The sequence below is a fragment of the Pseudoalteromonas sp. SaAl2 genome (assembly GCF_052947895.1).
In genome coordinates this window covers 1,605,751-1,630,142 of record NZ_CM129605.1, presented here as the reverse complement: position 1 = coordinate 1,630,142, position 24,392 = coordinate 1,605,751, and the positions used below count along the sequence as shown (strand labels likewise).

At 39.8% G+C, this 24,392-nt stretch carries 18 protein-coding genes and 6 pseudogenes; 5 read left to right on the top strand and 19 right to left on the bottom strand.

Annotation, left to right across the window (positions count from 1 at the left end; translation table 11 throughout):
- Window positions 1–20: 20 nt before the first annotated feature.
- The 5 genes and pseudogenes from gdhA to ACU8V8_RS07940 form a co-directional block, all read right to left on the bottom strand.
- Window positions 21–1,373: an NADP-specific glutamate dehydrogenase gene (gdhA, locus tag ACU8V8_RS07960; protein ID WP_446889393.1), complete on the bottom strand. Its 1,353-nt coding sequence runs from the start codon at window positions 1,371–1,373 to the stop codon at window positions 21–23.
- A 304-nt stretch (window positions 1,374–1,677) separates the two neighbouring features.
- Window positions 1,678–2,921 (bottom strand): annotated as a pseudogene (locus tag ACU8V8_RS07955) (lipoprotein-releasing ABC transporter permease subunit).
- Window positions 2,911–3,609, bottom strand: a complete 699-nt coding sequence (lolD, locus tag ACU8V8_RS07950; protein WP_446889392.1) for a lipoprotein-releasing ABC transporter ATP-binding protein LolD — start codon at window positions 3,607–3,609, stop codon at window positions 2,911–2,913. The pseudogene ACU8V8_RS07955 and the gene lolD overlap by 11 nt, the downstream one beginning before the upstream one ends.
- Window positions 3,602–4,816: a lipoprotein-releasing ABC transporter permease subunit gene (locus ACU8V8_RS07945; RefSeq protein WP_446889391.1), complete on the bottom strand. Its 1,215-nt coding sequence runs from the start codon at window positions 4,814–4,816 to the stop codon at window positions 3,602–3,604. The genes lolD and ACU8V8_RS07945 overlap by 8 nt, the downstream gene beginning before the upstream one ends.
- 141 nt (window positions 4,817–4,957) lie before the next feature.
- Window positions 4,958–5,827 (bottom strand): LysR family transcriptional regulator, encoded by an 870-nt coding sequence (locus tag ACU8V8_RS07940; protein ID WP_446889390.1) that lies wholly within the window; start codon window positions 5,825–5,827, stop codon window positions 4,958–4,960.
- Between the two features lie 118 nt (window positions 5,828–5,945).
- On the opposite strand from ACU8V8_RS07940, the gene ACU8V8_RS07935 reads away from it, so the two are divergent.
- Together ACU8V8_RS07935 and fghA are read left to right on the top strand one after the other, a co-directional pair.
- Window positions 5,946–7,067 (top strand): S-(hydroxymethyl)glutathione dehydrogenase/class III alcohol dehydrogenase, encoded by a 1,122-nt coding sequence (locus tag ACU8V8_RS07935; protein WP_087533826.1) that lies wholly within the window; start codon window positions 5,946–5,948, stop codon window positions 7,065–7,067.
- A 56-nt stretch (window positions 7,068–7,123) separates the two neighbouring features.
- Complete coding sequence (fghA, locus tag ACU8V8_RS07930; RefSeq protein WP_446889389.1) at window positions 7,124–7,966, top strand: S-formylglutathione hydrolase; 843 nt, start codon at window positions 7,124–7,126, stop codon at window positions 7,964–7,966.
- Here the strand turns inward: fghA and ACU8V8_RS07925 are convergent.
- Entirely contained in the window at window positions 7,920–8,300 is a 381-nt protein-coding gene (locus tag ACU8V8_RS07925) for a hypothetical protein (protein WP_446889388.1), read from the bottom strand. The two genes, fghA and ACU8V8_RS07925, sit on opposite strands and share 47 nt — an antisense overlap.
- A 249-nt stretch (window positions 8,301–8,549) precedes the next feature.
- Between ACU8V8_RS07925 and ACU8V8_RS07920 the strand changes: the two genes are divergently transcribed.
- On the top strand, window positions 8,550–8,978 hold the full coding sequence (locus tag ACU8V8_RS07920; protein WP_087533865.1) for an MgtC/SapB family protein: 429 nt from the start codon (window positions 8,550–8,552) through the stop codon (window positions 8,976–8,978).
- Between the two features lie 38 nt (window positions 8,979–9,016).
- Here ACU8V8_RS07920 and ACU8V8_RS07915 read toward each other — a convergent pair whose 3' ends face one another.
- From ACU8V8_RS07915 to ACU8V8_RS07885, 7 genes and pseudogenes are all read right to left on the bottom strand, one after another.
- On the bottom strand, window positions 9,017–10,615 hold the full coding sequence (locus tag ACU8V8_RS07915; protein WP_290208402.1) for an ABC-F family ATPase: 1,599 nt from the start codon (window positions 10,613–10,615) through the stop codon (window positions 9,017–9,019).
- A 134-nt stretch (window positions 10,616–10,749) separates the two neighbouring features.
- The gene (locus ACU8V8_RS07910; RefSeq protein WP_446889387.1) at window positions 10,750–11,367 is read right to left on the bottom strand and encodes an NUDIX hydrolase; all 618 of its coding nucleotides are present in this window, start codon (window positions 11,365–11,367) and stop codon (window positions 10,750–10,752) included.
- 86 nt (window positions 11,368–11,453) lie between these two features.
- The gene (locus ACU8V8_RS07905) at window positions 11,454–13,010 is read right to left on the bottom strand and encodes a SulP family inorganic anion transporter (RefSeq protein ID WP_446889386.1); all 1,557 of its coding nucleotides are present in this window, start codon (window positions 13,008–13,010) and stop codon (window positions 11,454–11,456) included.
- A 153-nt stretch (window positions 13,011–13,163) separates the two neighbouring features.
- The gene (locus tag ACU8V8_RS07900; protein ID WP_058558840.1) at window positions 13,164–13,622 is read right to left on the bottom strand and encodes an Lrp/AsnC family transcriptional regulator; all 459 of its coding nucleotides are present in this window, start codon (window positions 13,620–13,622) and stop codon (window positions 13,164–13,166) included.
- Between the two features lie 89 nt (window positions 13,623–13,711).
- On the bottom strand, window positions 13,712–14,353 hold the full coding sequence (locus tag ACU8V8_RS07895; protein ID WP_446889608.1) for an MBL fold metallo-hydrolase: 642 nt from the start codon (window positions 14,351–14,353) through the stop codon (window positions 13,712–13,714).
- Between the two features lies 1 nt (window position 14,354).
- Window positions 14,355–16,156 (bottom strand): annotated as a pseudogene (locus ACU8V8_RS07890) (M14 family metallopeptidase).
- 168 nt (window positions 16,157–16,324) lie between these two features.
- On the bottom strand, window positions 16,325–18,223 hold the full coding sequence (locus tag ACU8V8_RS07885) for a beta-ketoacyl synthase (RefSeq protein ID WP_446889385.1): 1,899 nt from the start codon (window positions 18,221–18,223) through the stop codon (window positions 16,325–16,327).
- Between the two features lie 126 nt (window positions 18,224–18,349).
- Here ACU8V8_RS07885 and ACU8V8_RS07880 point away from each other — a divergent pair.
- A pseudogene (locus tag ACU8V8_RS07880) lies at window positions 18,350–19,361 on the top strand (GlxA family transcriptional regulator).
- 20 nt (window positions 19,362–19,381) lie between these two features.
- Here ACU8V8_RS07880 and ACU8V8_RS07875 read toward each other — a convergent pair.
- The 6 genes and pseudogenes from ACU8V8_RS07875 to ACU8V8_RS07850 form a co-directional block, all read right to left on the bottom strand.
- The gene (locus ACU8V8_RS07875; RefSeq protein WP_446889384.1) at window positions 19,382–19,894 is read right to left on the bottom strand and encodes an MgtC/SapB family protein; all 513 of its coding nucleotides are present in this window, start codon (window positions 19,892–19,894) and stop codon (window positions 19,382–19,384) included.
- Between the two features lie 4 nt (window positions 19,895–19,898).
- Window positions 19,899–20,366, bottom strand: a complete 468-nt coding sequence (locus tag ACU8V8_RS07870) for a peptidase C39 family protein (protein ID WP_446889383.1) — start codon at window positions 20,364–20,366, stop codon at window positions 19,899–19,901.
- A 23-nt stretch (window positions 20,367–20,389) separates the two neighbouring features.
- Window positions 20,390–20,628 (bottom strand): annotated as a pseudogene (locus ACU8V8_RS07865) (RimK-like ATPgrasp N-terminal domain-containing protein); the annotation flags it as partial.
- A gap of 186 nt (window positions 20,629–20,814) precedes the next feature.
- Window positions 20,815–21,291 (bottom strand): transcription elongation factor GreAB, encoded by a 477-nt coding sequence (locus ACU8V8_RS07860; RefSeq protein ID WP_446889382.1) that lies wholly within the window; start codon window positions 21,289–21,291, stop codon window positions 20,815–20,817.
- Between the two features lie 146 nt (window positions 21,292–21,437).
- Window positions 21,438–22,100 (bottom strand): DUF2987 domain-containing protein, encoded by a 663-nt coding sequence (locus tag ACU8V8_RS07855; RefSeq protein ID WP_446889381.1) that lies wholly within the window; start codon window positions 22,098–22,100, stop codon window positions 21,438–21,440.
- Window positions 22,093–22,895, bottom strand: a pseudogene (locus ACU8V8_RS07850) (glucosaminidase domain-containing protein). The gene ACU8V8_RS07855 and the pseudogene ACU8V8_RS07850 overlap by 8 nt, the downstream one beginning before the upstream one ends.
- Before the next feature lie 197 nt (window positions 22,896–23,092).
- Here ACU8V8_RS07850 and ACU8V8_RS07845 point away from each other — a divergent pair.
- Window positions 23,093–24,383, top strand: a pseudogene (locus ACU8V8_RS07845) (anti-phage deoxyguanosine triphosphatase).
- Window positions 24,384–24,392 lie beyond the last annotated feature (9 nt).

Sequence of the window (24,392 nt, the reverse complement as noted above, 5' to 3'; positions counted from 1 at the left end):
AACTGGGGAGCACTTAATAACTAAACAACGCCTTGTTCAATCATGGCATCGGCAACACGCCTAAATGCGGCAATATTAGCGCCTAACACTAAGTTGTTTGGTTGGCCAAACTCTTTTGCGGTGCTGCTGGCAGTATCGAAAATATTTTTCATTATTTGCTGAAGCTTTGTATCCACCTCTTCAAACGTCCATGTTTGCATACTTGCATTTTGAGCCATTTCTAACTGGCTTGTTGCAACCCCACCGGCATTAGCGGCTTTGCCGGGGCCATAAGCTATTTTTGCAGCTAAGAATACATTAATTGCTTCTTGGGTAGCGGGCATGTTTGCGCCTTCACTGACTAAAATACAACCATTTTCAATCAGTGCATTGGCATCGGCTTGAGTCAGTTCATTTTGCGTCGCACAAGGGAAAGCCGCATCTGCATTAAAACGCCACACAGCGTGACCATCTTCAGGGTAGTCAGCTCGTGGAATAAAACGTGCATCAGGGTGAGAGTCAATATAAATAGCTAAACTGGCTCTATCACCTTCTTTAATTTGTTTGATCAGCGCTAAATCTATACCTGACTCGTGATATAAAGTACCACCTGAATCACTACAACTAATTGGCGTTGCACCAAGCTGATATAGCTTTTCTATGGCATATATAGCAACATTGCCCGCGCCCGACACCAAACAACGTTTACCTTCGAGTGTGTCGTTAGCTTCTTGTAGCATGTAGTTGGCAAAATACACTGCGCCGTAGCCTGTTGCTTCTTTACGGGCGAGTGAGCCGCCCCACAATAAGCTTTTACCGGTAAACGCGCCCTCATAACGACCTGTTAATCGTTTATATTGGCCAAACATATAACCAATTTCGCGCGCACCGACACCAATGTCACCTGCGGGCACATCGGTAGTTGGGCCAATATGGCGATATAATTCGTTCATAAATGATTGGCAGAAACGCATAATTTCACCGTCAGAACGACCTTTAGGATCAAAATTAGAGCCACCTTTTCCGCCACCAATTGGTAAACCGGTTAATGCATTTTTAAATATTTGCTCAAAGCCTAAAAATTTAATAATGCTGGCATTAACACTCGGATGAAAGCGTAGGCCACCTTTATAAGGGCCTAACGCTGAGTTAAACTCTATTCGATACCCTTTATTGACGTGTATCTTACCTTTATCATCAACCCACGGAACTCTAAACATGATCTGACGTTCAGGCTCGACTAAGCGTTCAATTATGGCATTGATTTGATAGTGTGGTATGTTCTCAAGAATTGGCTCAAGTGATTCTAGCACTTCTTCAACTGCTTGATAAAATTCGCATTGCGCTGGACTGGTTTTTTTTAGTTGTGCAATTGTACTATGGATATAATTCATATTTATTCTTCCGTGGTGATTTTTCAAATATTAAAATAGACGTAGTCAAGTTTAAAGATCATAGTTAGGTCGCCCCTATAAATGGTTTTCTTTCATAACCATACCATGATTTTTAAAAAGCCAAGTCATAACCAACGTGAATTTTTTTGAACTTACACACTAACCAATGATTATTTCTTTTGAATAAGTAGTTAGTATTTTTACATATTTAACGAAGTCAATATTGTTAATGATCACCGTTTATAGCTAAAAGAATATAGATAACAACGCCAACAATGCAGAATCCTTTTAATAAATTAAAAAGTTAGTTACCGAGTACTTTGGCGGGATCAACACGTGTTGCTTGCCATGCGGGGTATATAGTGGCCAGCACTGCTAATATAAAGGTCACAATAACGGTGATAACTATATCTTGCCAGAGCAATTTACTGGGTAAAAACTCAATAAAATAGACGCCTTCTAGCGGGTTAGCACCTGCCAATTGGCTCAACCAGGTAAATAAACTACTAATATTTAACGCTAAAAACACACCAACAAAACATCCTAAAACCACACCAACAAAGGCTTGAGTTAGCCCTTGCATAACAAAGGTTGCTAATATAGTGCTGTCTTTTGCACCCATGGTTTTTAAAATTGCGATGTTTGCTTGTTTTTCACGAACCTCCATCACTAACGAGGAGACAATATTAAAGCTCGCAACGGCAATAATTAAAAACACCACAATATACACAATGGTACGCACCATCTGGATGTCTTGATATAAACTGCCTTGGGTTCTAAACCAGCTGGAGATATAAACATAATCAGGAATGGTTTGCCCTACTCTTAGTGCTATTTGATGAGCATAAAAAACATCATTAACCTGCAAGCGTAATCCAGTTACTTGCTGCTGGCTATAGCCAAGTAGCGATTGCGCTTTAGCCAAATGAATAAACGCTGCTGTGCTGTCTATTGGCCCCCCATTTTTACAATACCAGCTAGGGTCAAGGTGACCCGTTTGGGTGCTAAAATATCGCTGCCGGTTTGGTTCACTTGAGGAATTAATAAGGTAACTAAATCGCCTTGCTGTAACTGCAATTGCTTAACAATTTGCGCCCCTAAAATAACGTCATCAAGATCTAATTGGCTGATCAGTTTACCTTGAGTATATTGATTAATTGATGAAACATTCTTTTCAAGTTCAGGGCTAACGCCACGTACTTCAACCGCTTTTAAATCACTTTTATATTGCGCCATGCCATTTACACTAATAAAAGGGGCTGCACCTGTTACACCCGGTTGTTTGGCTAAGTTTTCAACCTTACTTGGCCATTGCTCAATCGGCCTGTTTGGCGCAACATATTCTACTTGCGGTACCACACTTAACAAACGGTGGACGAGCTGCTGCTCAAATCCATTGATCACCGACAAAGCAACAATTAGCACAGCAACGCCAAGCAAAATACCTATGGTCGATGCTTTTGCTATAAAGCTTACAAAACCATTTTGGCTTGCGTTTGAGCCAGAGTGTGCTCTAAACCGCTTACTTAAAAACGCACTAAGCAACATAGCCACTCTCTTTAATAGCAATTTTTCCTTCGTCTAAATAGGCTATTTTACCAAGCTTATCAGCTAACTCTAAGTCATGGGTAACCACCACAAAACTGGTATTTAAACTGACATTAAGCTCTTTAATTAAGTCGTATATCTTTACTGCATTTTGTTTATCAAGATTACCTGTGGGTTCATCGGCAAGTACTAAAGCAGGTTGTGTGACCAACGCTCGTGCAATAGCAACCCGTTGTCTTTCACCGCCGGATAAGGCAGACGGTTTATGTAAACTACGGTGAGAGAGTCCGACTTTGTCGAGCATTGCTAAGGCCTGAGTGTTTGCTTCTTTGGCATTCAACCCTTTGATAAGCAGCGGCATCGCGACATTTTCAACGGCATTAAATTCCATTAATAGATGGTGAAACTGATAAATAAAACCCAAATTTTCATTTCTAAATTTGGCTTGCTCTGTTCGAGACAAATCAGCAACACGTTGTCCTTTTATTTTAGCAACCCCATCACTTTGACTATCAAGTGTACCTAAAATATGCAGTAATGTGCTTTTACCCGAGCCTGAACTACCAACAATAGCGAGCATTTCACCTTGTTGCAGTGTTAGGTCAACCCCTTTTAAAACATCAACTTGGTTCTCACCATCTTGATAGGATTTACTTAATTTTTCACATTGAATAACCAAATCATTCATAACGCAATACCTCTGCGGGGCTAACTTTAGCGGCCTTTTTGGCCGGATATAAGGTCGCTAAAAAACTCATTGCGATGCTTCCCAGCGCAATCAAAACTAAACTTGTCACATCAAACTTGACCGGTAAGCGAATACCCGTTAATACATTCAAACCAACGGCTGATAAAACTTCATTAATATTAGCACTGAGTAGTAACCCCAATGCTGCACCAATACTGGTGCCTATCACACCGTTATATAAACCTTGAATCATAAATACATGTTGTACTTGGTTAGGAGTCAAGCCGAGTGTTTGTAAAATAGCCACTTCGCTTTGTTTTTCGCTGACCATCATGGTCAAAGCTGAGACGATATTGAACACCGCAACTAATACAATTAAAGCGAGTAAAATCGACATAATTCGTTTTTCCATAGCAACAGCTGCAAATAATGTTCCTTGTGATTGGCGCCAATCCGTCACATCAAAATCAGTAAATAAGTTTGTACTTGCTGAAAAATCGTCCACTAAAAAGGGGTCGTGTAATGAAATACTTAAATTAGGTGCAACGCTACTTGATTGCTTTAGTACTCGTTGTAATGACTCGCCACTGGTGAAAGCCAAGCTCATATCAATTTCTGAGCCCGTTTCGTAGATTGCGGCAATGGTAAATAACCGCTGACTAGGCACGCGACCTAGGGGCGTATAGGTTGACGCTCCAGGCATAATCACACGTACTTTATCGCCTAAACCAATCCCTAGTTTGCGAGTTAAATAACGGCTGACAGCAATGTTATAGCGTGAGGCAAGTACTTTGCTCCAATCACCTTGTACTATTTTATCGCTAATTTTATAAAGTGAGGCGTTATCATCATATAGACCTTGTAATAACACCCCATGTAAATCTTTGTTTGTTTGCAATATTGCCTCACCATGGCGGTAAAGGCTGGCGTGTTTTACATAAGCTGACGAAACAACATTATGTTGTAACGTTTGCATTTGTTGTTGAGTTTTATTCGTTGATGCAATTTCAACATGGGGGATCAAACCGAGCATATTCGATTTTAAATTATCCTCAAACCCATTCATTACTGAGCTGACGGTATAAAGCGCCATCAAGCCAATGGCAATTCCTGCGATGGAAAAAAAAGAGATAAACGAAATAAACGCATTCCCTTTCGAGGAGCGACTATATCTGAGTCCAATGAAAAGACTAACTGGTTGAAACATAATTAATTATGGTCACATTTGAGGCCAAATAAACTGCAATACTAGCATGGTTTTGTATTAAATTGGTATTAGGCTAACTGTAAAAAATAATTATAAATCTGATACTTGAACCTTTCATTAATACTGACATCGCAATATAGGCTAATTTAGAGTTGCAACTAAATGATCCAACAAGGCTTTTACATTGGTGGCAACAAACTGACGAGGTGGATACACCCCCCAAACCCCCTCCGGCTTGGGTTGATTATTGGTTAAAATTGGCACTAGATTACCCGCGGTTAAATCATCTTCAATATAGTAATTGGGTAACTGAACAATCCCCAATCCCTTTTTAGCGGCATCGGCTAACGCCCAACCACTATTGCACTGTAAGCGACCTGCTATTTTAATATGTTTATCTCGCCCTTGCTCGCACACCCGCCAATAACTACTGTTACCAATTAAACATTGATGTTGGTGCAATTCAGCCAGCGTGTGAGGCTCACCAAACCGCGTTAAATAATCGGGTGAACAGCAAATCACAAAATGCCGTGCACTTAAGCGTCGCGCTTTCAGGCTTGAGTCTTTTAAATGCCCTAATCGTATGGCTAAATCAAAGCCACCTTCTAACAAATTTTCTTGCTGATTACTCAGCGCCATTACCACTTCTACATCGGGGTGTTGTTGCATAAAGCTATGCACTGCAGGCATAACAAATGTTTCACCGTACATTACAGGGGCAGTGAGTTTAATTTTACCTTTTGGGGTATTTTGCTGTTGTGCAAGTAACGCCGTTGCATCGTCCATCGCATGTTGTAAGTGCTTTATTTGGTGTAAAAAGGTTTCACCTTCTTTTGTCAGTACAACTTTACGGGTTGTGCGTGTTAATAACTGCGTGTTTAATCTTTGCTCAAGTGCAGTTACTTGGCGGCTTATATGGGCAACCGATACATTTAAACTCGCAGCTGCGTGAGTAAAGCTGCCCTCTTCACCCACTGCAATAAACTCATCAATTCCTAACCAACGGCTCATTATTACCATACTGTAAAAGTGTTTTATTAAAATGAAGATTAACATTGTTTGAGAAACAAATAAAATAACGCTATTGTTTTTATGTTTATAACGTCACTAACCAAATAAGCGAGTCATTATGTCAGAATTTATTAAATCAAAAGCCGCTATTGCCTGGGGTCCAAAACAACCACTGTCTATTGAAGAAGTGGATGTAATGATGCCTAAAAAAGGCGAAGTCATGGTTAAAATCACAGCTACTGGTGTATGTCATACCGATGCTTTTACGCTTTCAGGTGAGGATCCTGAAGGGATCTTTCCTGCAATTTTAGGTCATGAAGGTGCTGGTGTTGTGTATGCCGTAGGTGAAGGCGTAACAAGTGTTGCAGTGGGCGATCATGTAATTCCACTTTACACCGCTGAATGTGGTGTTTGTAAAATGTGTACTTCTGGTAAAACAAACCTGTGCTCAGCGGTACGTGAAACACAAGGCAAAGGTTTAATGCCTGATGGTACAACACGTTTTTATAAAGATGGCCAACCAATTTATCATTATATGGGCACATCTACATTCTCTGAATACACCGTATTGCCTGAGATCTCACTCGCTAAAGTAAACAAAGAAGCGCCACTTGAAGAAGTATGCTTATTAGGCTGTGGTGTTACTACAGGCATGGGCGCCGTAACTAAAACAGCTAAAGTTCAAGCTGGCGATACTGTGGCTATTTTTGGTTTAGGTGGTATTGGTTTGTCTGCCATCATCGGCGCAAAAATGGCCGGTGCTGGTCGTATTATTGGTGTTGACATTAATACATCTAAATTTGATTTAGCGACTAAACTTGGCGCGACTGATTTAATTAACCCAAAAGATTTCGATAAGCCGATTCAAGAAGTCATCGTTGAGATGACTGACGGCGGTGTTGATTTCTCATTTGAATGTATCGGTAACGTTGACGTAATGCGCTCTGCTCTTGAGTGTTGCCATAAAGGTTGGGGAGAATCTGTGATCATTGGTGTTGCTGGCGCAGGCCAAGAGATTTCGACTCGGCCATTCCAATTAGTAACCGGCCGTGTATGGCGTGGAAGTGCATTTGGTGGTGTTAAAGGCCGTTCTGAGTTACCAGAAATTGTAGAACGTTATATGGCTGGTGAGTTTGCTTTAAATGACTTCATCACTCATACCATGGAACTTGAAGGTATTAATGAAGCATTCGACTTAATGCACGAAGGTAAAAGTATTCGAACTGTCATTCATTACTAATATCTCTTAATGATGCAAGCCATGAATCTGTTTCATGGCTTTTTAGCGAGGACAACATGCTAGATAATTTAACCTCAGTGAAAGTAAGCGGTGGCTGGCATAAACAATACAGCCATAGTGCCAGTAGCACCCACTGTAAAATGCGCTTTGCCGTATTTTTACCACCCGGTGCAAGCCAAACAAATAAGGTTCCGGTGCTTTATTGGTTATCAGGTTTAACCTGTACTGATGAAAACTTCATGCAAAAAGCAGGTGCATTTAAAAAAGCAGCAGAGCTTGGTATTGCTATTGTAGCCCCAGATACCAGCCCTCGTGGTGAAAATGTACCTGACGAAGACAGCTATGACTTTGGCCAAGGTGCTGGCTTTTACGTTAATGCAACCCAAGCCCCTTACAACACTCATTACAATATGTACGATTATGTTGTTAACGAACTACCGGCTTTAATTGAACAACATTTTCCTGTGTCTGATAAAAAAGCGATTAGTGGTCATTCAATGGGTGGACATGGCGCGCTGATGATAGCACTGCGTAATCCTAAAAGTTACACCAGTGCATCGGCATTTAGCCCTATTACTAACCCGATGGCCTGTCCATGGGGCGAAAAAGCGTTTAGTCATTATTTGGGTAATGATAAAGCAACGTGGGCGCAATATGATACATGCGAGCTTATGCAACAAGCGCAAGCAAGTGATTTTGTACCAATGCGTGTTGATCAAGGTGAAGCGGATAACTTTTTGGTTGAACAGCTTAAAACCGAAAACTTATTTCAACAAGTAAATGAAAAAGACTACCCTGCACAAATTAATATGCATGCAGGTTATGACCACAGTTATTTTTTCATCAGTAGCTTTATAGACGAACACCTATTATTTCATCAACAGTATCTGCTTGATTAGATTCTGTACCTGTGAGGTTGTGTGTATTCACTTCCTCACAGATTTTCACTGATTTTGATACTCTTGTACAGACAACGTCAGGTTCAACACCTTGCTGTACCAACTCCACTAAATAGCGGTCTACGGCTAAACCTAAATCAGTAAACGATAAAGTAGCAACATCAGATGCTAAGTGTTTACTTTTGACTGTTTCACTTGGATGTGACAGAGCTAAGTCTGCCTCATAGTTTTCATCAGCTTTGGTATAAACTGTACTATCAACAACAAAGCCCGCTACCGTACAACCACTCAAGGTTAAAATAAGGCATACTTTGCAAATAATGAGTTTGAGCATTTTATATTCCCTGTGATCAAAGCCAAGTTAACCTGAATAAGTACTTCGTTAGTAGCTATGAATTATAGGCGTAGACATTAATAAAGTATTAGTTAAAGTTTGTAATTAACTGTATGAAAACTACGTTGGGTCTGTAAAATTTTCCCATTAAACTCGTCAACCTAAACTAAGCAATTGTTTTATAAATATTTATAATTGGATTGCTATTTGCTTAATAAGTCTAATGGTTAATTTTTGGAACTAGCAAAAATGGAATTAGACTTACAGTGGAACGAAATTGTTAAGAATTTAGTGCAATTAGGTATTGCTTACTTGCTTTCATTGCCTATGGCATTTGACCGAGAGCGATCAAATCATGGTGCTGGTTTACGCACCTTCCCTTTAGTTGCTGTTGCTTCTTGTGGCTATGCATTGGTTGGCATGTCGGTACTGACATCATCAGAAGCTGAATCTAAGGTACTTGAGGGTATAATTACCGGTATTGGTTTTATTGGTGGCGGCGCTATTTTAAAAAATAAAAACTCGACCTATGGTACGGCCACTGCAGCAAGTATCTGGAATATGGGTTTAATTGGCATTGCAGTCGCATTTAGCCGATACGAAATTGCATTATTGATGGCTATTATTAACTTTGTGACACTTAGATATGTGAAGCGAATTAAACCATCAGTAAAATAACAAGAACAGCTAAACTGCCGTTCTTGTTTTATAATGTATTACTGCGCCGCCTCTGCTTGGCTGGCCATAAACTCGTTAAATGTACCGTGGAAATTAACCACTTTTTTATCTCGGATATCAATAATGCGCGTAGCCAATGATGAAACAAATTCGCGGTCATGACTTACGAAAATCAATGTGCCTTCAAAATCTTTTAATGCATTATTAAGTGCTTCAATGGCTTCCATATCCATGTGGTTAGTTGGCTCGTCCATCACCAGTACGTTGACATCCTGCATCATCAGTTTACCAAACAATAATCGGTTTTTTTCACCACCTGAGCAGTTTTTAGCTTTCTTATTGGCATCATCTGCTGTGAATAACAAACGACCCAACATACCACGCACCATTAAGTCGTTATGTTTAGCTGTACGCCATTGAGACATCCAATCAAACAGTGTTAAGTCGTTGTCAAAGTCTTTACTGCTATCTTGCGGGCAATAGCCAATAGATGCATTTTCTGACCATTTAATAACGCCGTGGTTTGGCTCAAGTTCATTCACTAAACAGCGAATGAAAGTTGACTTACCTACACCGTTCTCACCAATAATAGCTAATTTTGAGCCTGCTTCTAAAATAAGCTCGCCACCTTCAAACAATACTTCGCCATCAAAACCATGACCAAACTGTTCCAGGATCAATGCTTGGCGATGCATTTTTTTGCCCTCATCAAAATACAATGATGGTGCCATTCGGCTTGACGACTTAACTTCATCAAGGCTGATTTTATCCATTTTCTTAGCTCGAGAGCTTGCCTGTTTTGCCTTTGACGCATTTGCCCCAAAACGATTTACGAAATCTTGTAGTTCATCGATTTCAGATTGTTTCTTGGCGTTTCCTGCCAGTAGCTGCTCACGAATAAGCGTTGATGCTTCAATGTATTTTTCGTAATTCCCTGGATAGATACGTAATTCACCGTAGTCTATATCTGCCATGTGGGTACACACAGCATTTAAGAAATAACGGTCATGAGAAATGATGATCATGGTGCATTTACGCTGATTAAGCTCATGCTCTAACCAGTTGATTGTATGTATGTCCAAGTTATTGGTTGGCTCATCCAGTAATAAAATGTCTGGATTAGCAAACAATGCTTGCGCAAGTAACACACGTAATTTCCAACCTGGAGCGACTTGTGACATTAAGCCAAAATGAAACTCTTCTTCGATACCTGCTTTTAATAAAATATCGCCAGCACGGCTTTCTGCACTGTAGCCATCCATTTCAGCAAAAATGCTTTCAAGTTCGGCCACTTTCATGCCTTCTTCTTCACTCATTTCAGGTAGTGAATAAATACGATCGCGCTCTTGCTTTACTTTCCATAGTTCAACATCACCCATGATCACTGTATCTACCACTGAGTATTGCTCAAAAGCAAATTGATCTTGACTTAAGTTACCTACTTTCAAACCCGGTGTAATTGACACATTTCCAGAAGTCGGGGTAAGTGCGCCACTTAGGATTTTCATAAATGTTGATTTACCGCAACCGTTAGCCCCTATTAGGCCATAACGATTTCCGTTACCAAATTTAGCGGATATATTTTCAAATAACGGTTCGGCACCAAACTGCATGGTGATATTAGCGGTTGAGATCAAGATGAATTCCTAAGCAAAATGAGCAAGTAAACTCATCGTCCAACAATGAAGAGTTAATACAGGCAATAACACAATATAAAGAGGCCGCGAATTATACAGCCCACACACCATACAGTCGAGCTTTGTGAACAAGCTTAATCAATATACTGAGGTTTAGTCGGGTTTTGGTAATAATCAAACAGCATACAGATATCTTCCTTTATCACTCGTCCTGTTGAAAGTTCAGGTAAATTGTCTAAAGCAAAAAAGCCTATGTCAGAGATTTCAATATTTATTTTCGCCTCACCACCAATGAAATCACATAAAAAGAATAGCTTATAAATATGCTGTACAGTTACAGGCTGATAAGGGTGTAAGGCACGGTCTTTTAAGGCAATCAACCGCGGGCTCCTTACCTGATAACCAGATTCTTCGAGTACCTCGCGTATAACACCTTCACTAGGTGCTTCATTGACATCAGCCCAGCCACCTGGTAAAGACCAACGATCGTCCGTGCGTTCTTTAACCAATAAAATTTTATTATCTTTAATAACGCCTGCACGTAAATCAACTTTTGGTGTTGGGTAGCCTTGTTCAGCAATAAATAAATTAGCCACTTTTTCAACTGGTTGCTCAGAAAGGCTGGCTATCATTTTATAGCTTAATTGTTGTAATTGCTCGTAACGCTCCATGTCGTAATCGTCTTTAGTATACGCCTTCCCTGTTTGGCTAATAGCTTGAATTTGCTTAGCCCATGCAAGCCAATTTTGCATTTTTATGCTCCTTACTATTTTTATTTATTATACCGTAAAACGAAAAAAGCGAAGGCAGTGCCTTCGCTTTTTAAATAACTGACCGTTTAAGCAAGTTTATCAGAGGCTACTTTATATTTAGGATCCTCAATAACATTCACTTCAACCAGATCACGTGCTTTATGCAGTAACTTAGTACAGTCTTGACTTAAATGACGTAGATGAAGTTGTTTTCCGGCTTTGGTGTATTTATCAGCAAGAGTATCAATTGCTTCTATCGCACTGTGATCAGCAACACGACTGTATTTAAATTCGATGATGACATCTTTAGGGTCGTTTTTAACATCAAATAATTCAGAAAAACTTTTTACTGAGCCAAAAAATAATGGGCCATGTAATTCGTATACTTTAGCACCGTCTTGGTCGATATAGTTAGTCGTATAGATATGTTTAGCATGTTGCCATGCAAAGACTAATGCAGATACGATAACACCCACACATACTGCAATTGCTAAGTCAGTCACGACGGTTACGCCTGATACTAATACAATAACAAAGGCATCAGATTTAGGAACGCGCTTCATCATTTTAAAGCTAGCCCACTCAAACGTGCCAAGTACCACCATAAACATAACACCGACAAGCGCTGCTAGTGGGATCATTTCAATTAAGCCTGCGGCGAAAATGATAAAGCCCAGTAACATTAATGCAGCAGTGATCCCGGATAGACGAGAACGGCCACCTGAATTAATATTGATCATAGATTGTCCAATCATGGCACAACCCCCCATTGCACCGAAGAAACCACAGGTTACGTTTGCAGCACCTTGACCAATACATTCTTTATTACTTTGACCACGAGTCTCGGTTATTTCATCAATTAAACTTAACGTTAGTAGTGATTCAATCAAGCCTATTGCCGCTAAGATTAACGCATAAGGGAAGATAATCTTAAAAGTTTCAAAAGTGAAAGGCACCATAGGAACGTGAAACTCAGGTAAGCCACCAGCAATGGTTGCTGCGCTGTCACCTGTCATATCTTTTAAGAAATCGAGCACGGTACGCGCTTCAAGGTCTAAACCAATTACAATAAGCGTTACAGTTACAATCGCGACTAAGGTTGATGGTACCGCTGTAGTCAACTTGGGCAAAAAGTGAATAATAGCCATAGTGAGTGCGACAAGCCCCAGCATGATCATCATCGGCTCCCCTGTCATCCATTGCATAGTCCCATCGGCAGCTGGGGACTTAAATTGACCCAGTTGAGCTAAAAATATCACAATTGCTAGACCATTCACAAAGCCAAGCATAACTGGGTGCGGCACCATTCGAATGAATTTACCTAATTTGAAAATACCGGCGAGTATTTGCAGTATCCCCATTAATAACACAGTGGCAAATAGGTATTCTACTCCATGGTCTAATACTAAACTTACCATTACTACAGCGAGTGCGCCTGTAGCACCAGAGATCATGCCAGGACGACCACCAAAAATAGCTGTAATTAAGCCAACTATAAATGCAGCATACAAACCAACCAATGGTTCTACGTTTGCAACAAATGCAAAAGCAACAGCTTCAGGCACGAGGGCAAGCGCCACCGTTAAACCTGATAAAATATCATTTTTAGCAGAGCTTGGCGCTTTGCTGAGTAAGTTAAACATTGAGTTCCTCGTGGATGTAGGGATCAAAAAAAGCGCTGAATTCTATCAAATTAAGCAAAAGTTAACAATTGGTTATTGTAAATGCACTATTGAGTATAGTGCATTTGAACTGGAATGATTTTTACTATTTGATTAAATCAATAGTCAATAATTTTATAGAGGAAGTGAAGTGCTACGCTTTACACACGTCATGGTCACGTTTGAATGAACTTCTTGCACAAACTCAAGATTTAATAAGTTATCACGTACAAATTGCTCATATCCTTCTATGCCCTTAGAGATAATTCGTAACATAAAGTCCATAGTACCTGCCATGCTATAACACTCAGTGACTTCGTCGTAACTCAAAATAAGGCGTTCAAATTCAGCCAAATTAGTACGGCCATGGTTAGATAAACGCACATGGGCATAAACTAACATATCAAAGCCAAGCTTTTTCTCATCGAGTAAAGCAACTTTGCCTTTGATATAGCCATCTTGTTCTAGCTTGGCAATTCGACGCCAACAGGGTGACTGAGACAATCCTACTTTATCAGCAATGTCAGCGGTTGAAAGGCTTGCATCTTGCTGTAACAGTGCCAATATTTGGCGGTCAACTTGATTTAGAGACATTTTATTTCTTTATTATTTTACTAAATTGATTAAATTATACATCGCTTTATCGGCTACGTCTTGTGTTTTTATGCATTTTTTATGCGTAACTAGCCAAACTTACCACTTATAAATGGATTCGATATGCGTTCAACGGCAACTTTCGTATCAGGTCCATGCCCTGATAAAATTCGAGTATCATCAGGAAGTGTTAACACTTGCTCTTTGATAGAGTTCAACAATTGCGCGGCATCGCCTTTTGGAAAATCTGTACGCCCTACTGAACCTTTAAATATTACATCGCCAACCAACACAACTTGATGGGTAGCTTCGTAAAAAACAATGTGCCCAGGGGTATGACCTGGGCAATGTCGCACTATAAAACTTAAATCGCCAATTGTATAAGTATCACCTGCTTCTAACCAAACATCAGGATAAAAAGTGTCTATTGTTTTAAATCCAAACATCTGTGCTTGCATCGGCAGAGCATCAAACCAGAATAACTCATCTTTTTGAGGGCCGATTATTTTAATGTCAAAGTGTTCAGCTAACTGTTTTGCCGCACCAACATGATCAAGGTGCCCATGAGTTAACAGAATACTTTTAAGTTCAACAGTATGTTTTGCAAGCTCGGCAATAATTTTGTCTGCATCACCTCCAGGATCAACAACCACCGCTTGACGAGTTCGTTTACAAATGACAATACGGCAATTTTGCGAGAAAGGTGTTACCGCAAGTGTAATAATGTCCATGTTAATTTTGTTCATCCGAGTTGGTTTCAAATGCCATCAATATTGGATACTTCAAATAAGCTTGGTCATAAAATGGCGTTCGTTTATATAGCCAATTTAAACGCGCTTGCGCATCTTTTGCAAATTTGGCGTCTTCACGAATTTTTTTATCAAACTCTAGTGCTAATGCTGGCTTATCTTTTAGCATCTGTCTGGCATAAGGTGCTAATGCGTAATTTTCCATGTATTCAGTGCGTTGAAAAATAGTATTGAACTCACCCCAAGCAAAAAACGAATCAGGGGCTTCTGGGTGTAATAAATGAGTTGCTAATTCACCAAGAGGTTGCGCTGTTACTACTTTATACCAACCGGTGACTACTTTTTCATTAACTGATTGGTAGTCAAATTCAGCCGTTACTCTAAAACGACCTTCAAATGGAGTTTTATCAAATTTATGCTTAGTCACTGCAGCCACTTTCAAACTAGATATTGCCGCTGTTTCAGTAACCTGCTGTACTTCAATACCGTGAAGCTTAAGCTTTTTAACTATTTCAGGATAAGCGGGTGGAATGTAAAATGCTTTTGGAACAGTTACTGTTTGCTGTACATCTTTTGCCAATAAATAGGTAAAGCCGAATACTCCTGCTTTTCCCCTAAATATTTCACCTCCATTTGACCACTTAAAGCACTCTCACTACGGCTATATTTTATGCCTTTAAACGTAAGGGTGTTAGCTTCTTTGGCATAACCACGCTTTACTATTAGTTGGCTAGGTAAAAAAGCATGCTCTTTAGTGACGGCTTCAGCAAGGTGTTGATGATGCTCTGATAATGCCGTAATTGCACCATCTAAAAATACATAAGTTCCTAAAACCCGCTGTTTGTATGGTTTAAGTGAGTGATTCTCTACTAGGATACTCGGTAATGAACGCAAGTCCCCCCAACCATTTGAATAACGTGGCGTTGCAACCCAGCCAGCAAGACCTTTTTTAAATTCACGTTTATCCATTACAAACACTAAAGGCCCTGGAATATGCCCTTGTTGTTCTAACTTAGCATCAATCACTGGTTTAAAGTACTGATCAAGTGCTTGCGAAACACTCGGTGATTCACTTGCAAACACTGGGTTATAGCCATATGTCACGTCATATTGATAATCTGCACCATCAGTAACATGAACATCAATATATAAATCTGGCTTATATTGATTTATTACCTTCATTACACCGCGAACACCTGGGGTGTCTAATTTAGTATAATCACGATTTAAATTTAAGTTATTGGCGTTTGTTCTAAACCCCATTTCAACCGGACCACGCTGGTTTATGCGGTTGTATTGGCTACGTCGTTCATGGCCATCAACATTTAAAATTGGAATAAATAAAATATTAACTTTACTTAGAATATCACGGCGTTTTCCCGTTGCGATATCTCTAAGTAGCATGAAAGTTGCGTCTTTTCCGTCGATTTCTCCAGCATGAATACCTGCTTGAATAAAAATAGTCGGCTTTGCACTATGACTTATTTGGCTCGCTGAAAAATCACCGTCTTCGCTGGCAATGAGCATTTTAATTGCACGCCCTGCATTACTTGTGGCAATAGTCTGAACTTGAAATTGAGTTGGGTTAGCCGCAACTAATCGCTCAACAAAGGCCATTGTTTGGTTATAATCTGGAGAGTTCAACCCGTTACTCAGTTCGAAGTCGGTTGTTAAAGGACCTTTATCTTGCATTAACTCTAAACTTTGGCCTTGCCAAGGTAAAAGTGGTGGCAAGTGACTATCCAAGGTAACGGTGGCACTTAACAATAATAAACTGGCGATCATAGGACTCTCTAACATTAGCCTTTGTAATTACATGAAATTATAACAAGGATAAATGAAGGGTCGCGTAAACTGCGGTGATTCAACAAAAAAATGCAGCCAATGACATAGCGCAAGATCAAGGCATGAAAAAAGGCGCTGTAAAAAGCGCCTTGCCACTCAAGAATGTGCTTAAAACATATCTTGATAAGGATTCGTTTGACTCAAAGTAATGGATTTTTCAAAACCAGGGATTTGCATATCTTGCTCTGAGATGACGATGTCATTTTCATCAATCATGCCATCACCAAAACGGTAAATAAGCTCATAATTACCTAAGTCGGCTTGTTGCTGGTACTCAGCTTTGGCAACTTTAACCACTTGATGTAATTGCTGATAATTATTAATCGCAACTTCACCATGGCGTTTTTGTAACATATGCATAGTTACTGATGGTGATAATACGGTTGCAGTAGCATTGTTACCACCAAACCCTTTAGAGTTAATAAATGCAATATCCATTTGCCCGCAGTTATAGTGCTCTGTGCGAATATCTAAACGTTCGCTGTGCACGTCATCGGCTACTTTATCTATGGTTGTAATACCCGGCATAATATGATGTGTAAATACGCCAAGTGCCATTGCTAATTGATCGCCACTTGCAGGCGCAATTGTATGACCTACATATGCTTTAGGGGCCGCTACTTTCCAGTTATCAATGGCAAAGGTTTGTGCTAAGCGATGGTATATAAGTGATTCTGTAACGCGATTTTGCGGCGTGCTGGAGCCATGCGCTAGAATAAAACTTCGTTCTTGAACTGCTTCTTGGCCTAAAATACTCGTCGCTAATGCAACTGATTTAGCCATAGTAATATAATTTCCAGGGCCAGGTGCGGTAATTGATTTTTTAACACCATCTGCATTTACGTAAACATCTGGCACTGCTCCCATGATGTCAGCACCTAACTCAAGAGCAAGCGCATCATCCATTAATATCGCTACTTGTGCACCCTCACCAATAGTAAAACCACAGTTTTCACCAAAAGGACGACTAGTTCGACGATGGTCAACCACATCGGTGTTATCTAATCGTTTTAGCCCTTCTTCATTGGCTAATGCGCCCATATTACCAAAGCCTTCGATGATCTCAGGGGTAATTGCACATTCAGACGATGCAACAACCGCTACTCGCGTACGCCCTGCTTGAATATCATTAACCGCAGCACGTAAGTTATATAAGAATGTTGCACAAGCACCCGATGTAGTAAACGTTGTGCCTACATTACCAGTAACATATGCATTGATAAAATCGGTCGACATGGTATTTAAACCCAGTGCCAATTGCTTAGTACTTACACGTTCACCCTGTTGGCGAGAACGAATTAAACCACCAAATCCTTCATCGTTCACCTGTCCTGCAACAGAAGCTGAATAGGTACCAATTTGATCTGGTTGCACACTATTCATGATCTGTTGCCAATCAAGGCCAGTCGAGCGGATCGCATCTGTTGCTGCAAAAATAGTGGCTTGCAAACCACGAGGTTGATATCGGCTATTGTACATCACAGACGGATCAAACCCTGTTGGAAACTGGCCTGCAGCTTTAATTGGATTATCACGTGTACTGGCATGTTTTATGTCAATATCAGCCGCAATGGTCACTTTTACTTTTTTACCTTCTAGCTCCTCTACTTGCCAACTCGCAGGTATTGGTTGGGGTAAATCACGCGCGCGAGTTTCAAAAACAATCTTTTCATCATTTGACACACTTAAGGTCATTTTTTGCTGCCAAGACGTGGCATCAACATCAAAATGATTTTTTTCAATTTTACGGATCAACGTACCTGTAATAATCTGCTCACCATATAGTGCTTCGATATTAGCTTGCTCGACGGCTGCGCCATTTTGATCTACTAATTGGCCTTGCTCTAACTTAACGAGATTCATTAGTGAGGCTAAGCCTAAAAATGTTTCTTGGCGCGCTTTAGCATCTAAACGGTCTAACACGATACGACGATAACCTTGATGAAATGAAGTTCGGCCTGCGGCGTTGATTCCGCCCATACCGACAATAACGGGTAATGCTGTCATAATTTACCTTGGGAAAACGTGTTAATGAATATAACTGCAGTTTAGATGGATTCAACAAACTAAATTGTGCTTTAATAGCCAAATATCAGGCTTGAAATGCCAATACCAACTGGTCGGAGCAATTAAGTGGACAAACAAGAAGCCTATACACCATTAAAAATTAGTTTATTAGTCTATCAGCATTTATTGATAACCAGTTTAACCCTGCCAATTGAAATGCTCAGAGCAGGTGAAGCATTTGCTAAAAGTCATTTAGATAAAAACCAGTTTCGGCCGTTAGAAATTTACCTCGTTGCAGAGGAACAGCAGCCTATAAAAAATAGAACCGGTCTGGCTATCATTCCTGATTGCACGCCAAGCGATGCCCCAAAAAGTGACCTTATTATTGTGCCAGGTATATGGCGAAACCCTCGCCCTGTGGTCCGTGCTAACAACGCACTGGTCAATTGGCTTGAGCAAAGCTGGAAAAATAACAGTCAAATTATCGGGGTGGGCACAGGTAATTGCTTATTGGCACAAGCAAACCTGTTAGATGGTCATCCCGCGACAACTCACTGGCATTACGCCGAACAATTCAAACGTGATTACCCTAAGGTTCTACTTAAGCCTGACTTTTTTATCACTCAGTCAGAACGTCTGTATAGTGTGGCTAGTTTGAATGCTCTTGCCGACGTTATTGTGCATATCATTAGTCAATATTATGGACAACAAGCAGCTCAACATGTTGAGCGTAACTTTTCTCATGAAATAAGGAAGCCCTATGAAGATCAACGCTACCTTGAAGGTGCCGTTGACAAACACCCTGACGAACTGATAGCGCAAATACAGTTTTGGCTCAAAAACAACTTAGCTGGTGAGCATACTTTAACCGAAGTAGCTGAACTATTTGGTTTGAGTTATCGTACCTTCACGCGTCGATTTCGCCATGCTACAAATCAAAGCCCTGTTGAGTATTGGCAACAACTTCGGGTGCAATCAGCCAAAGAACTTTTTAGCTTCATCTAATCTTTCAATCCAAGAGGTGGCATTAGAGGTTGGCTATAACGACCAAGGGCACTTAACACGTGTATTTAAAAAATATTTATCGCAAACCCCCACAGCTTATCGCACTATTGTTAGACGTAAGTTATTTGGTTAAACAAAGTTACATAAGCACAATTAATGTTTAGGCTCTGTTGACTTAGTCTGCCGATAGTAACGTTTAGAATAAATCTTAACTTGGCGATGTACGCCTTTACTTAAACTTTTAAATTGAGCTTCGAGTACGTCTACACCATATAAGATACCAACCACCAAAACTGACAGCTTTATAGCAGCCCCATGATGCTGTGTCGCTATCATCACTCCTATTGATGCCAGTACCCAAATGGTTGCAGCCGAAGTCACTCCAACAACAGCACCATCCTTTGCTAACATTACCCCCGCACCTAAAAAACCAATACCAGTTATTATTTGCCCCACTACGCGAGAATGGTCAATCACATCACCATGGAGCATAAATGCAGATGCTAAAAACAAATAAGTACCCAGTATAATTAATACTGAAGTACGTATGCCCACAGGTTTTCCTCGCAACTGTCGCTCGGCTCCTATTAACGCACCACAAAAAGCAGCGGTGCCTATCGCGCTCCACGAATATGGGCTTACATCTAACACTTCATACAAAGTCACATTATTATCCTTTAAAACTCAAAGCAATGGCCGTTTTCAGCCGGTTTGAACCAAACGTAGCCATCTTTGAAAAATCAGCTCGAGCAATTGGCACATGTTGGCAATCTATCGCTAACTGTTTTTCAGTTTCACAAAATGGGTCATGCACATATAAACAGTGTTCATCTAAATGCGTTATACACACCCAATGGGGTGATTTCTTATCATCAAAACGATAAGTGCTGATCAGTATAAGAATAGCCATATCTGCTGCTAACCATTTAGCGATATCTTCAAGCGTAAAACCTTGGTATTTCACATCAAGCTGTTGATTAATCACTTCTTTGACAAACTGATTATGTACAGTATGCATAATTGCTTTTTTCTTCTCACTCCTTACACCATCAATAAACAGACTCTCACGGGTATTGAGCAACACTTGGGCATTAAACCCACCCTTTTTGCTGCCAAAGCAAGCCCCAGAGGGTGGCAACCGCCATGACCTGAGGTCATAAATAACGCATTGATTGTTTTTAAACTGGGTAATACTTGATGCTTGCGTGCTTGTACCAGTAATGAACAATTCAATACCCCTCACTCAAATATTGGCTTGAATCACACAAATTAATAATGCGTGTTTTTGGTTCGTTATGTTTTGGATAATCTCGTAAATAAGTATTGAATGTAATCACATTTTCAAAAGATTGAGCAAGTGATTGCTCATTGTTATCAACCACAATTAAGGTTTTAAACACGACTTTTGCTAAAGTAAGTCAAAAAAAATAATGCATATATAGAAACACCCATACTGCTAAGTGATGGTTGCAGACACGCTCACTTAACAGGATGGGTGCTTTAGCATAAGCTACAGGTGTTTTATAAATGCTTTTTGATTATTTGACTAACGAATAATTTTTAGCGTCAGGATAAGTAAAATTTATCTATAGAATTTGTTCAATAAAAAGCAGTTGTGTTTTATCTGCAATGGTAAAACTAAGCTCATCCTCTTTTTGTTTATTCATTAACAAGGAGCCTAAAGGCGAGTGCGGCGTTAACACGTAAATAAGCTGCTCTTTAATGGTCACGCTAAGGCCACCTGATAGTGGCCCAATAAAATACCACTTAGTGTTTTCGTCTTCATCACTCACACATACTAAAGACCCTATTGAAACTTTAGTCGAGGCAGACTCTTTAAATACTTTTTCAAATTCAATCATACTCAAATGGCAGTCATTAACACGTTCGGCTTGCCCTTGGGCTAAATACGCGGCTTCAAGACCTAATGTATCGTATTTATTTTCAGCTATATTTTCTTCGTGAGTCGCTGCATCGTGAGCCGTTTTCGCTGCTGCTTTCGCTGTCGCTAATTGTGCTTCAAGTGCAAATCGTAAATGTTCGATAACGTGAGCTTTAATCATAAGTTATTATTCTAATTACCAGTAATGAGGTGTATTTTAATCTGCTTTTTAAGTGTATAAAATGCTGTCAAAACTTATCACTTTAAGATGAAAAAGCAGCTAAAAGCACGCATAATTGTGCTTTTAACGATTAAGCCACGGGTTAGCTATTTAGCAATCCACGGGGTGACTTTTGTAAGGGAGGCTGAAACATCAAACGTTGTTTTATCGTCTTGCCAGTCATCAGTAACGCTCACGTGGCAAGTATTTTTTACACAATTAAAAGCTGCATCATCAATACTAACCGGCTCTGCAAATGTGAGTACCACGCCTTTTTGCTCAGGGAGTAAAAAACTCATCAGTTTACTAACAAAAAAACCTGATAAATCAGAGAGTAGTTCATCAAATTCATCATTCAATCTATAAAGTTGCTGCTTATTTAAATCGCTATTAGTAAATTCACGCGCTTCAATTTGTAATTTTAGCTGACAGTCATGGTTATCATTTTGTGGTTCAATAACAATCACAGCTTTGTCGGTATCAAGCTGCTTGTCATAAGGCAATAGCAACTGTGCGTGTTCTGTATAGTTAAGCGGATACTCTTGGCGTTCTGTTATAATGCGACCTGTTTTAATTAAGCACGCATCGTTTGAAGCTATATCTGTAATATAAAAATTTACTTGTGCAAACTGAAAATCACCTTTATTGACCACTTTTAAACGATCATAAAAACCATCATACGATACAACAAATTCTTTTGCCTGAAGCGTTGCACTAACAAAAATGCTGCACAACAAACCCACAAGTAAAGTAACGTTACACTTATTCATCAAAATAGGCCTTATTATGATTAATCATTTGGTTTAGCTCTTCTATATAAGCTTCACCGCGCTCTGAATACGACATTAAACCATAGCTGAGTTTAGTAGCGGTAACTGGCTTTTGTTGAAGGCGTAAATCAGCACGAATTGAACGTAGCTCTTTGTACGCTGCATGGGTGTTAATATTCTTAAAATAAGATGAAACTGCGTCACGAACAGATTTAAATGCGGCCACTTCATGTGCTGCACCAGAATTACGACGATTCGGGATCATGCCACAGCCCTGGCTGTAACACCATTGACCAAAAAAATTCAAGCCTATACGGGCAAAACGTGATGTCCCCCAAGCCGACTCGTTCGCCGCTTGCATTAAGGCAAGCTCTTTCGGAATAATATCCACACGCCGTAGTGCTTGGTTTAGCGATAAGTTATTTATTATATTAGGTAACTTATAACTATTTAGAATATTTTTTACTTGCTTCGTTTGTTTCGCATTCAAAGGCTCGTCATATTGAAGCATCATTAATGCGATTTCTAACGTAGCACGCTGTTGACGAATTTGTTTATTCTCAGCCTCGACGTGCGGGCGAATAAAATCAAAAAACGCGCGTTTTTTTCTTTTACATCAGTAAAGCTATTAAAGTCAGGTAGCTTTACACTGTGCAGTGGCTTTTCTTTTTCCTTGATGATTAATTGTTCAGTGCTTTCTTGCTCTTCGGGTTGAGTCGTTGTTTTAATAAATGGATAAACCAACGCCCAAATAAAAAATAGACTAACGAGTAATTTAACTAAGTACTTTAGCATGTATTCTCTCTAAAAAACTGATATCGATGCATGGCCATATTCACATGCATGTAGCCGCGTATTATACTTAATAACCGCTAATTTAGAAACATCAGCCCCTTAATATAGAAACTTTCATCAACTGAATGATTTATAATCTACTAAAATCCGTTACAATATTTATATCAACTTGTTAGAAGTCAGCGGAAAACCAATTCATGGAATTAGATTGGCAAAGTAGGATCATAGAACAGCAGAAATCTCGACCCAATGATAATCGCTCTGCTTGGCAAGTAGACCGTTCACGAATAATACACGCAGCTGCGTTTAGGCGACTTCAGGCGAAAACCCAAATTATGGGTATCGGGCTTAATGACTTTCATCGTACCCGTTTAACCCATTCACTGGAAGTATCGCAAATTGGTAGCGGACTACTACGTCATTTAGAAAAACAACACCCTGATTTTAATCATTTTCCAGATCAAAGTTTATTAGAAACCTTATGCTTAGCGCATGATATAGGCCATCCCGCGTTTGGTCATGGGGGTGAAATAGCATTAAATTATATGATGCGAGATCATGGTGGCTTTGAAGGTAATGCGCAAACCCTGCGAATAGTGTCTCGATTAGAGCCCTATAGTGATGGCCATGGTATGAACTTGACTCGCAGGACATTATTAGGCTTTATAAAATATCCAGCTTTTTATTGACGACCTATGGCATACAATTCCTGAACATGATTCTAGCAGAGCCTTTATAAAAGCAGATGATTGGCGACCAGCTAAAGGCTTGTACACTGATGATAAAACCACTTTTGAATGGATCATCGCCCCTTTATCAGACGCTGATAAAAACAATTTTAGTCAAGCAAAGCCTATTGACGAATACAGATCAAAGACACTGTTTAAGTCTCTTGATGCTGCAATTATGGAGCTAGCTGATGACATTGCTTACGCCGTTCATGATTTAGAAGACGCAATTGCCACTGAGCAAATAACCTTAAAAGAATGGCAGAACCATGCAATACCAGTATTACAAAGTGTTGACTGTGATTGGCTTGAAACAAGCAATATAACAGCGCGTCTTTTTTTAGGTAGTGAAGCTCAGCGCAAAGATGTAATTGGTGAATTAGTTAATTTGTTTATAACTCAATCTTCAATAACAAGCACCGATATTGTATTTGAGAATCCTATATTGAATTTTACCGTTGTATTACCAGAGTCTTACCAACACTTGCTCGAAGCACTAAAGTCATTTATCTACCATCGCCTAATTAGGGCTTCGCACATGCAGCAAATTGAATTTAAGGGTCAAAAATTGATTATTGAGCTTTTTGAAGCCTTTACGTGCGATCCACTGCGCTTATTACCCGAGACAACAGCAAACCTTTATCGTCACGCGCAGCAACAAAACGGGAATACTCATCGCGTAATTTGTGACTATTTAAGTGGCATGACCGATGAATACGCATTTAAAACACACCAGCGGCTGTTTTCAAGTAATAACTAACGATTAAAG

Excerpts from the sequence above, each read along its gene's own strand:
- gdhA (WP_446889393.1), bottom strand. The coding sequence starts at position 1,373 with ATGAATTATATCCATAGTACAATTGCACAACTAAAAAAAACCAGTCCA.
- lolD (WP_446889392.1), bottom strand. The coding sequence starts at position 3,609 with ATGAATGATTTGGTTATTCAATGTGAAAAATTAAGTAAATCCTATCAA.
- ACU8V8_RS07945 (WP_446889391.1), bottom strand. The coding sequence starts at position 4,816 with ATGTTTCAACCAGTTAGTCTTTTCATTGGACTCAGATATAGTCGCTCC.
- ACU8V8_RS07940 (WP_446889390.1), bottom strand. The coding sequence starts at position 5,827 with ATGAGCCGTTGGTTAGGAATTGATGAGTTTATTGCAGTGGGTGAAGAG.
- ACU8V8_RS07935 (WP_087533826.1), top strand. The coding sequence starts at position 5,946 with ATGTCAGAATTTATTAAATCAAAAGCCGCTATTGCCTGGGGTCCAAAA.
- fghA (WP_446889389.1), top strand. The coding sequence starts at position 7,124 with ATGCTAGATAATTTAACCTCAGTGAAAGTAAGCGGTGGCTGGCATAAA.
- ACU8V8_RS07925 (WP_446889388.1), bottom strand. The coding sequence starts at position 8,300 with ATGCTCAAACTCATTATTTGCAAAGTATGCCTTATTTTAACCTTGAGT.
- ACU8V8_RS07920 (WP_087533865.1), top strand. The coding sequence starts at position 8,550 with ATGGAATTAGACTTACAGTGGAACGAAATTGTTAAGAATTTAGTGCAA.
- ACU8V8_RS07910 (WP_446889387.1), bottom strand. The coding sequence starts at position 11,367 with ATGCAAAATTGGCTTGCATGGGCTAAGCAAATTCAAGCTATTAGCCAA.
- ACU8V8_RS07905 (WP_446889386.1), bottom strand. The coding sequence starts at position 13,010 with ATGTTTAACTTACTCAGCAAAGCGCCAAGCTCTGCTAAAAATGATATT.
- ACU8V8_RS07900 (WP_058558840.1), bottom strand. The coding sequence starts at position 13,622 with ATGTCTCTAAATCAAGTTGACCGCCAAATATTGGCACTGTTACAGCAA.
- ACU8V8_RS07895 (WP_446889608.1), bottom strand. The coding sequence starts at position 14,353 with ATGGACATTATTACACTTGCGGTAACACCTTTCTCGCAAAATTGCCGT.
- ACU8V8_RS07885 (WP_446889385.1), bottom strand. The coding sequence starts at position 18,223 with ATGACAGCATTACCCGTTATTGTCGGTATGGGCGGAATCAACGCCGCA.
- ACU8V8_RS07860 (WP_446889382.1), bottom strand. The coding sequence starts at position 21,291 with ATGATTAAAGCTCACGTTATCGAACATTTACGATTTGCACTTGAAGCA.
- ACU8V8_RS07855 (WP_446889381.1), bottom strand. The coding sequence starts at position 22,100 with ATGAATAAGTGTAACGTTACTTTACTTGTGGGTTTGTTGTGCAGCATT.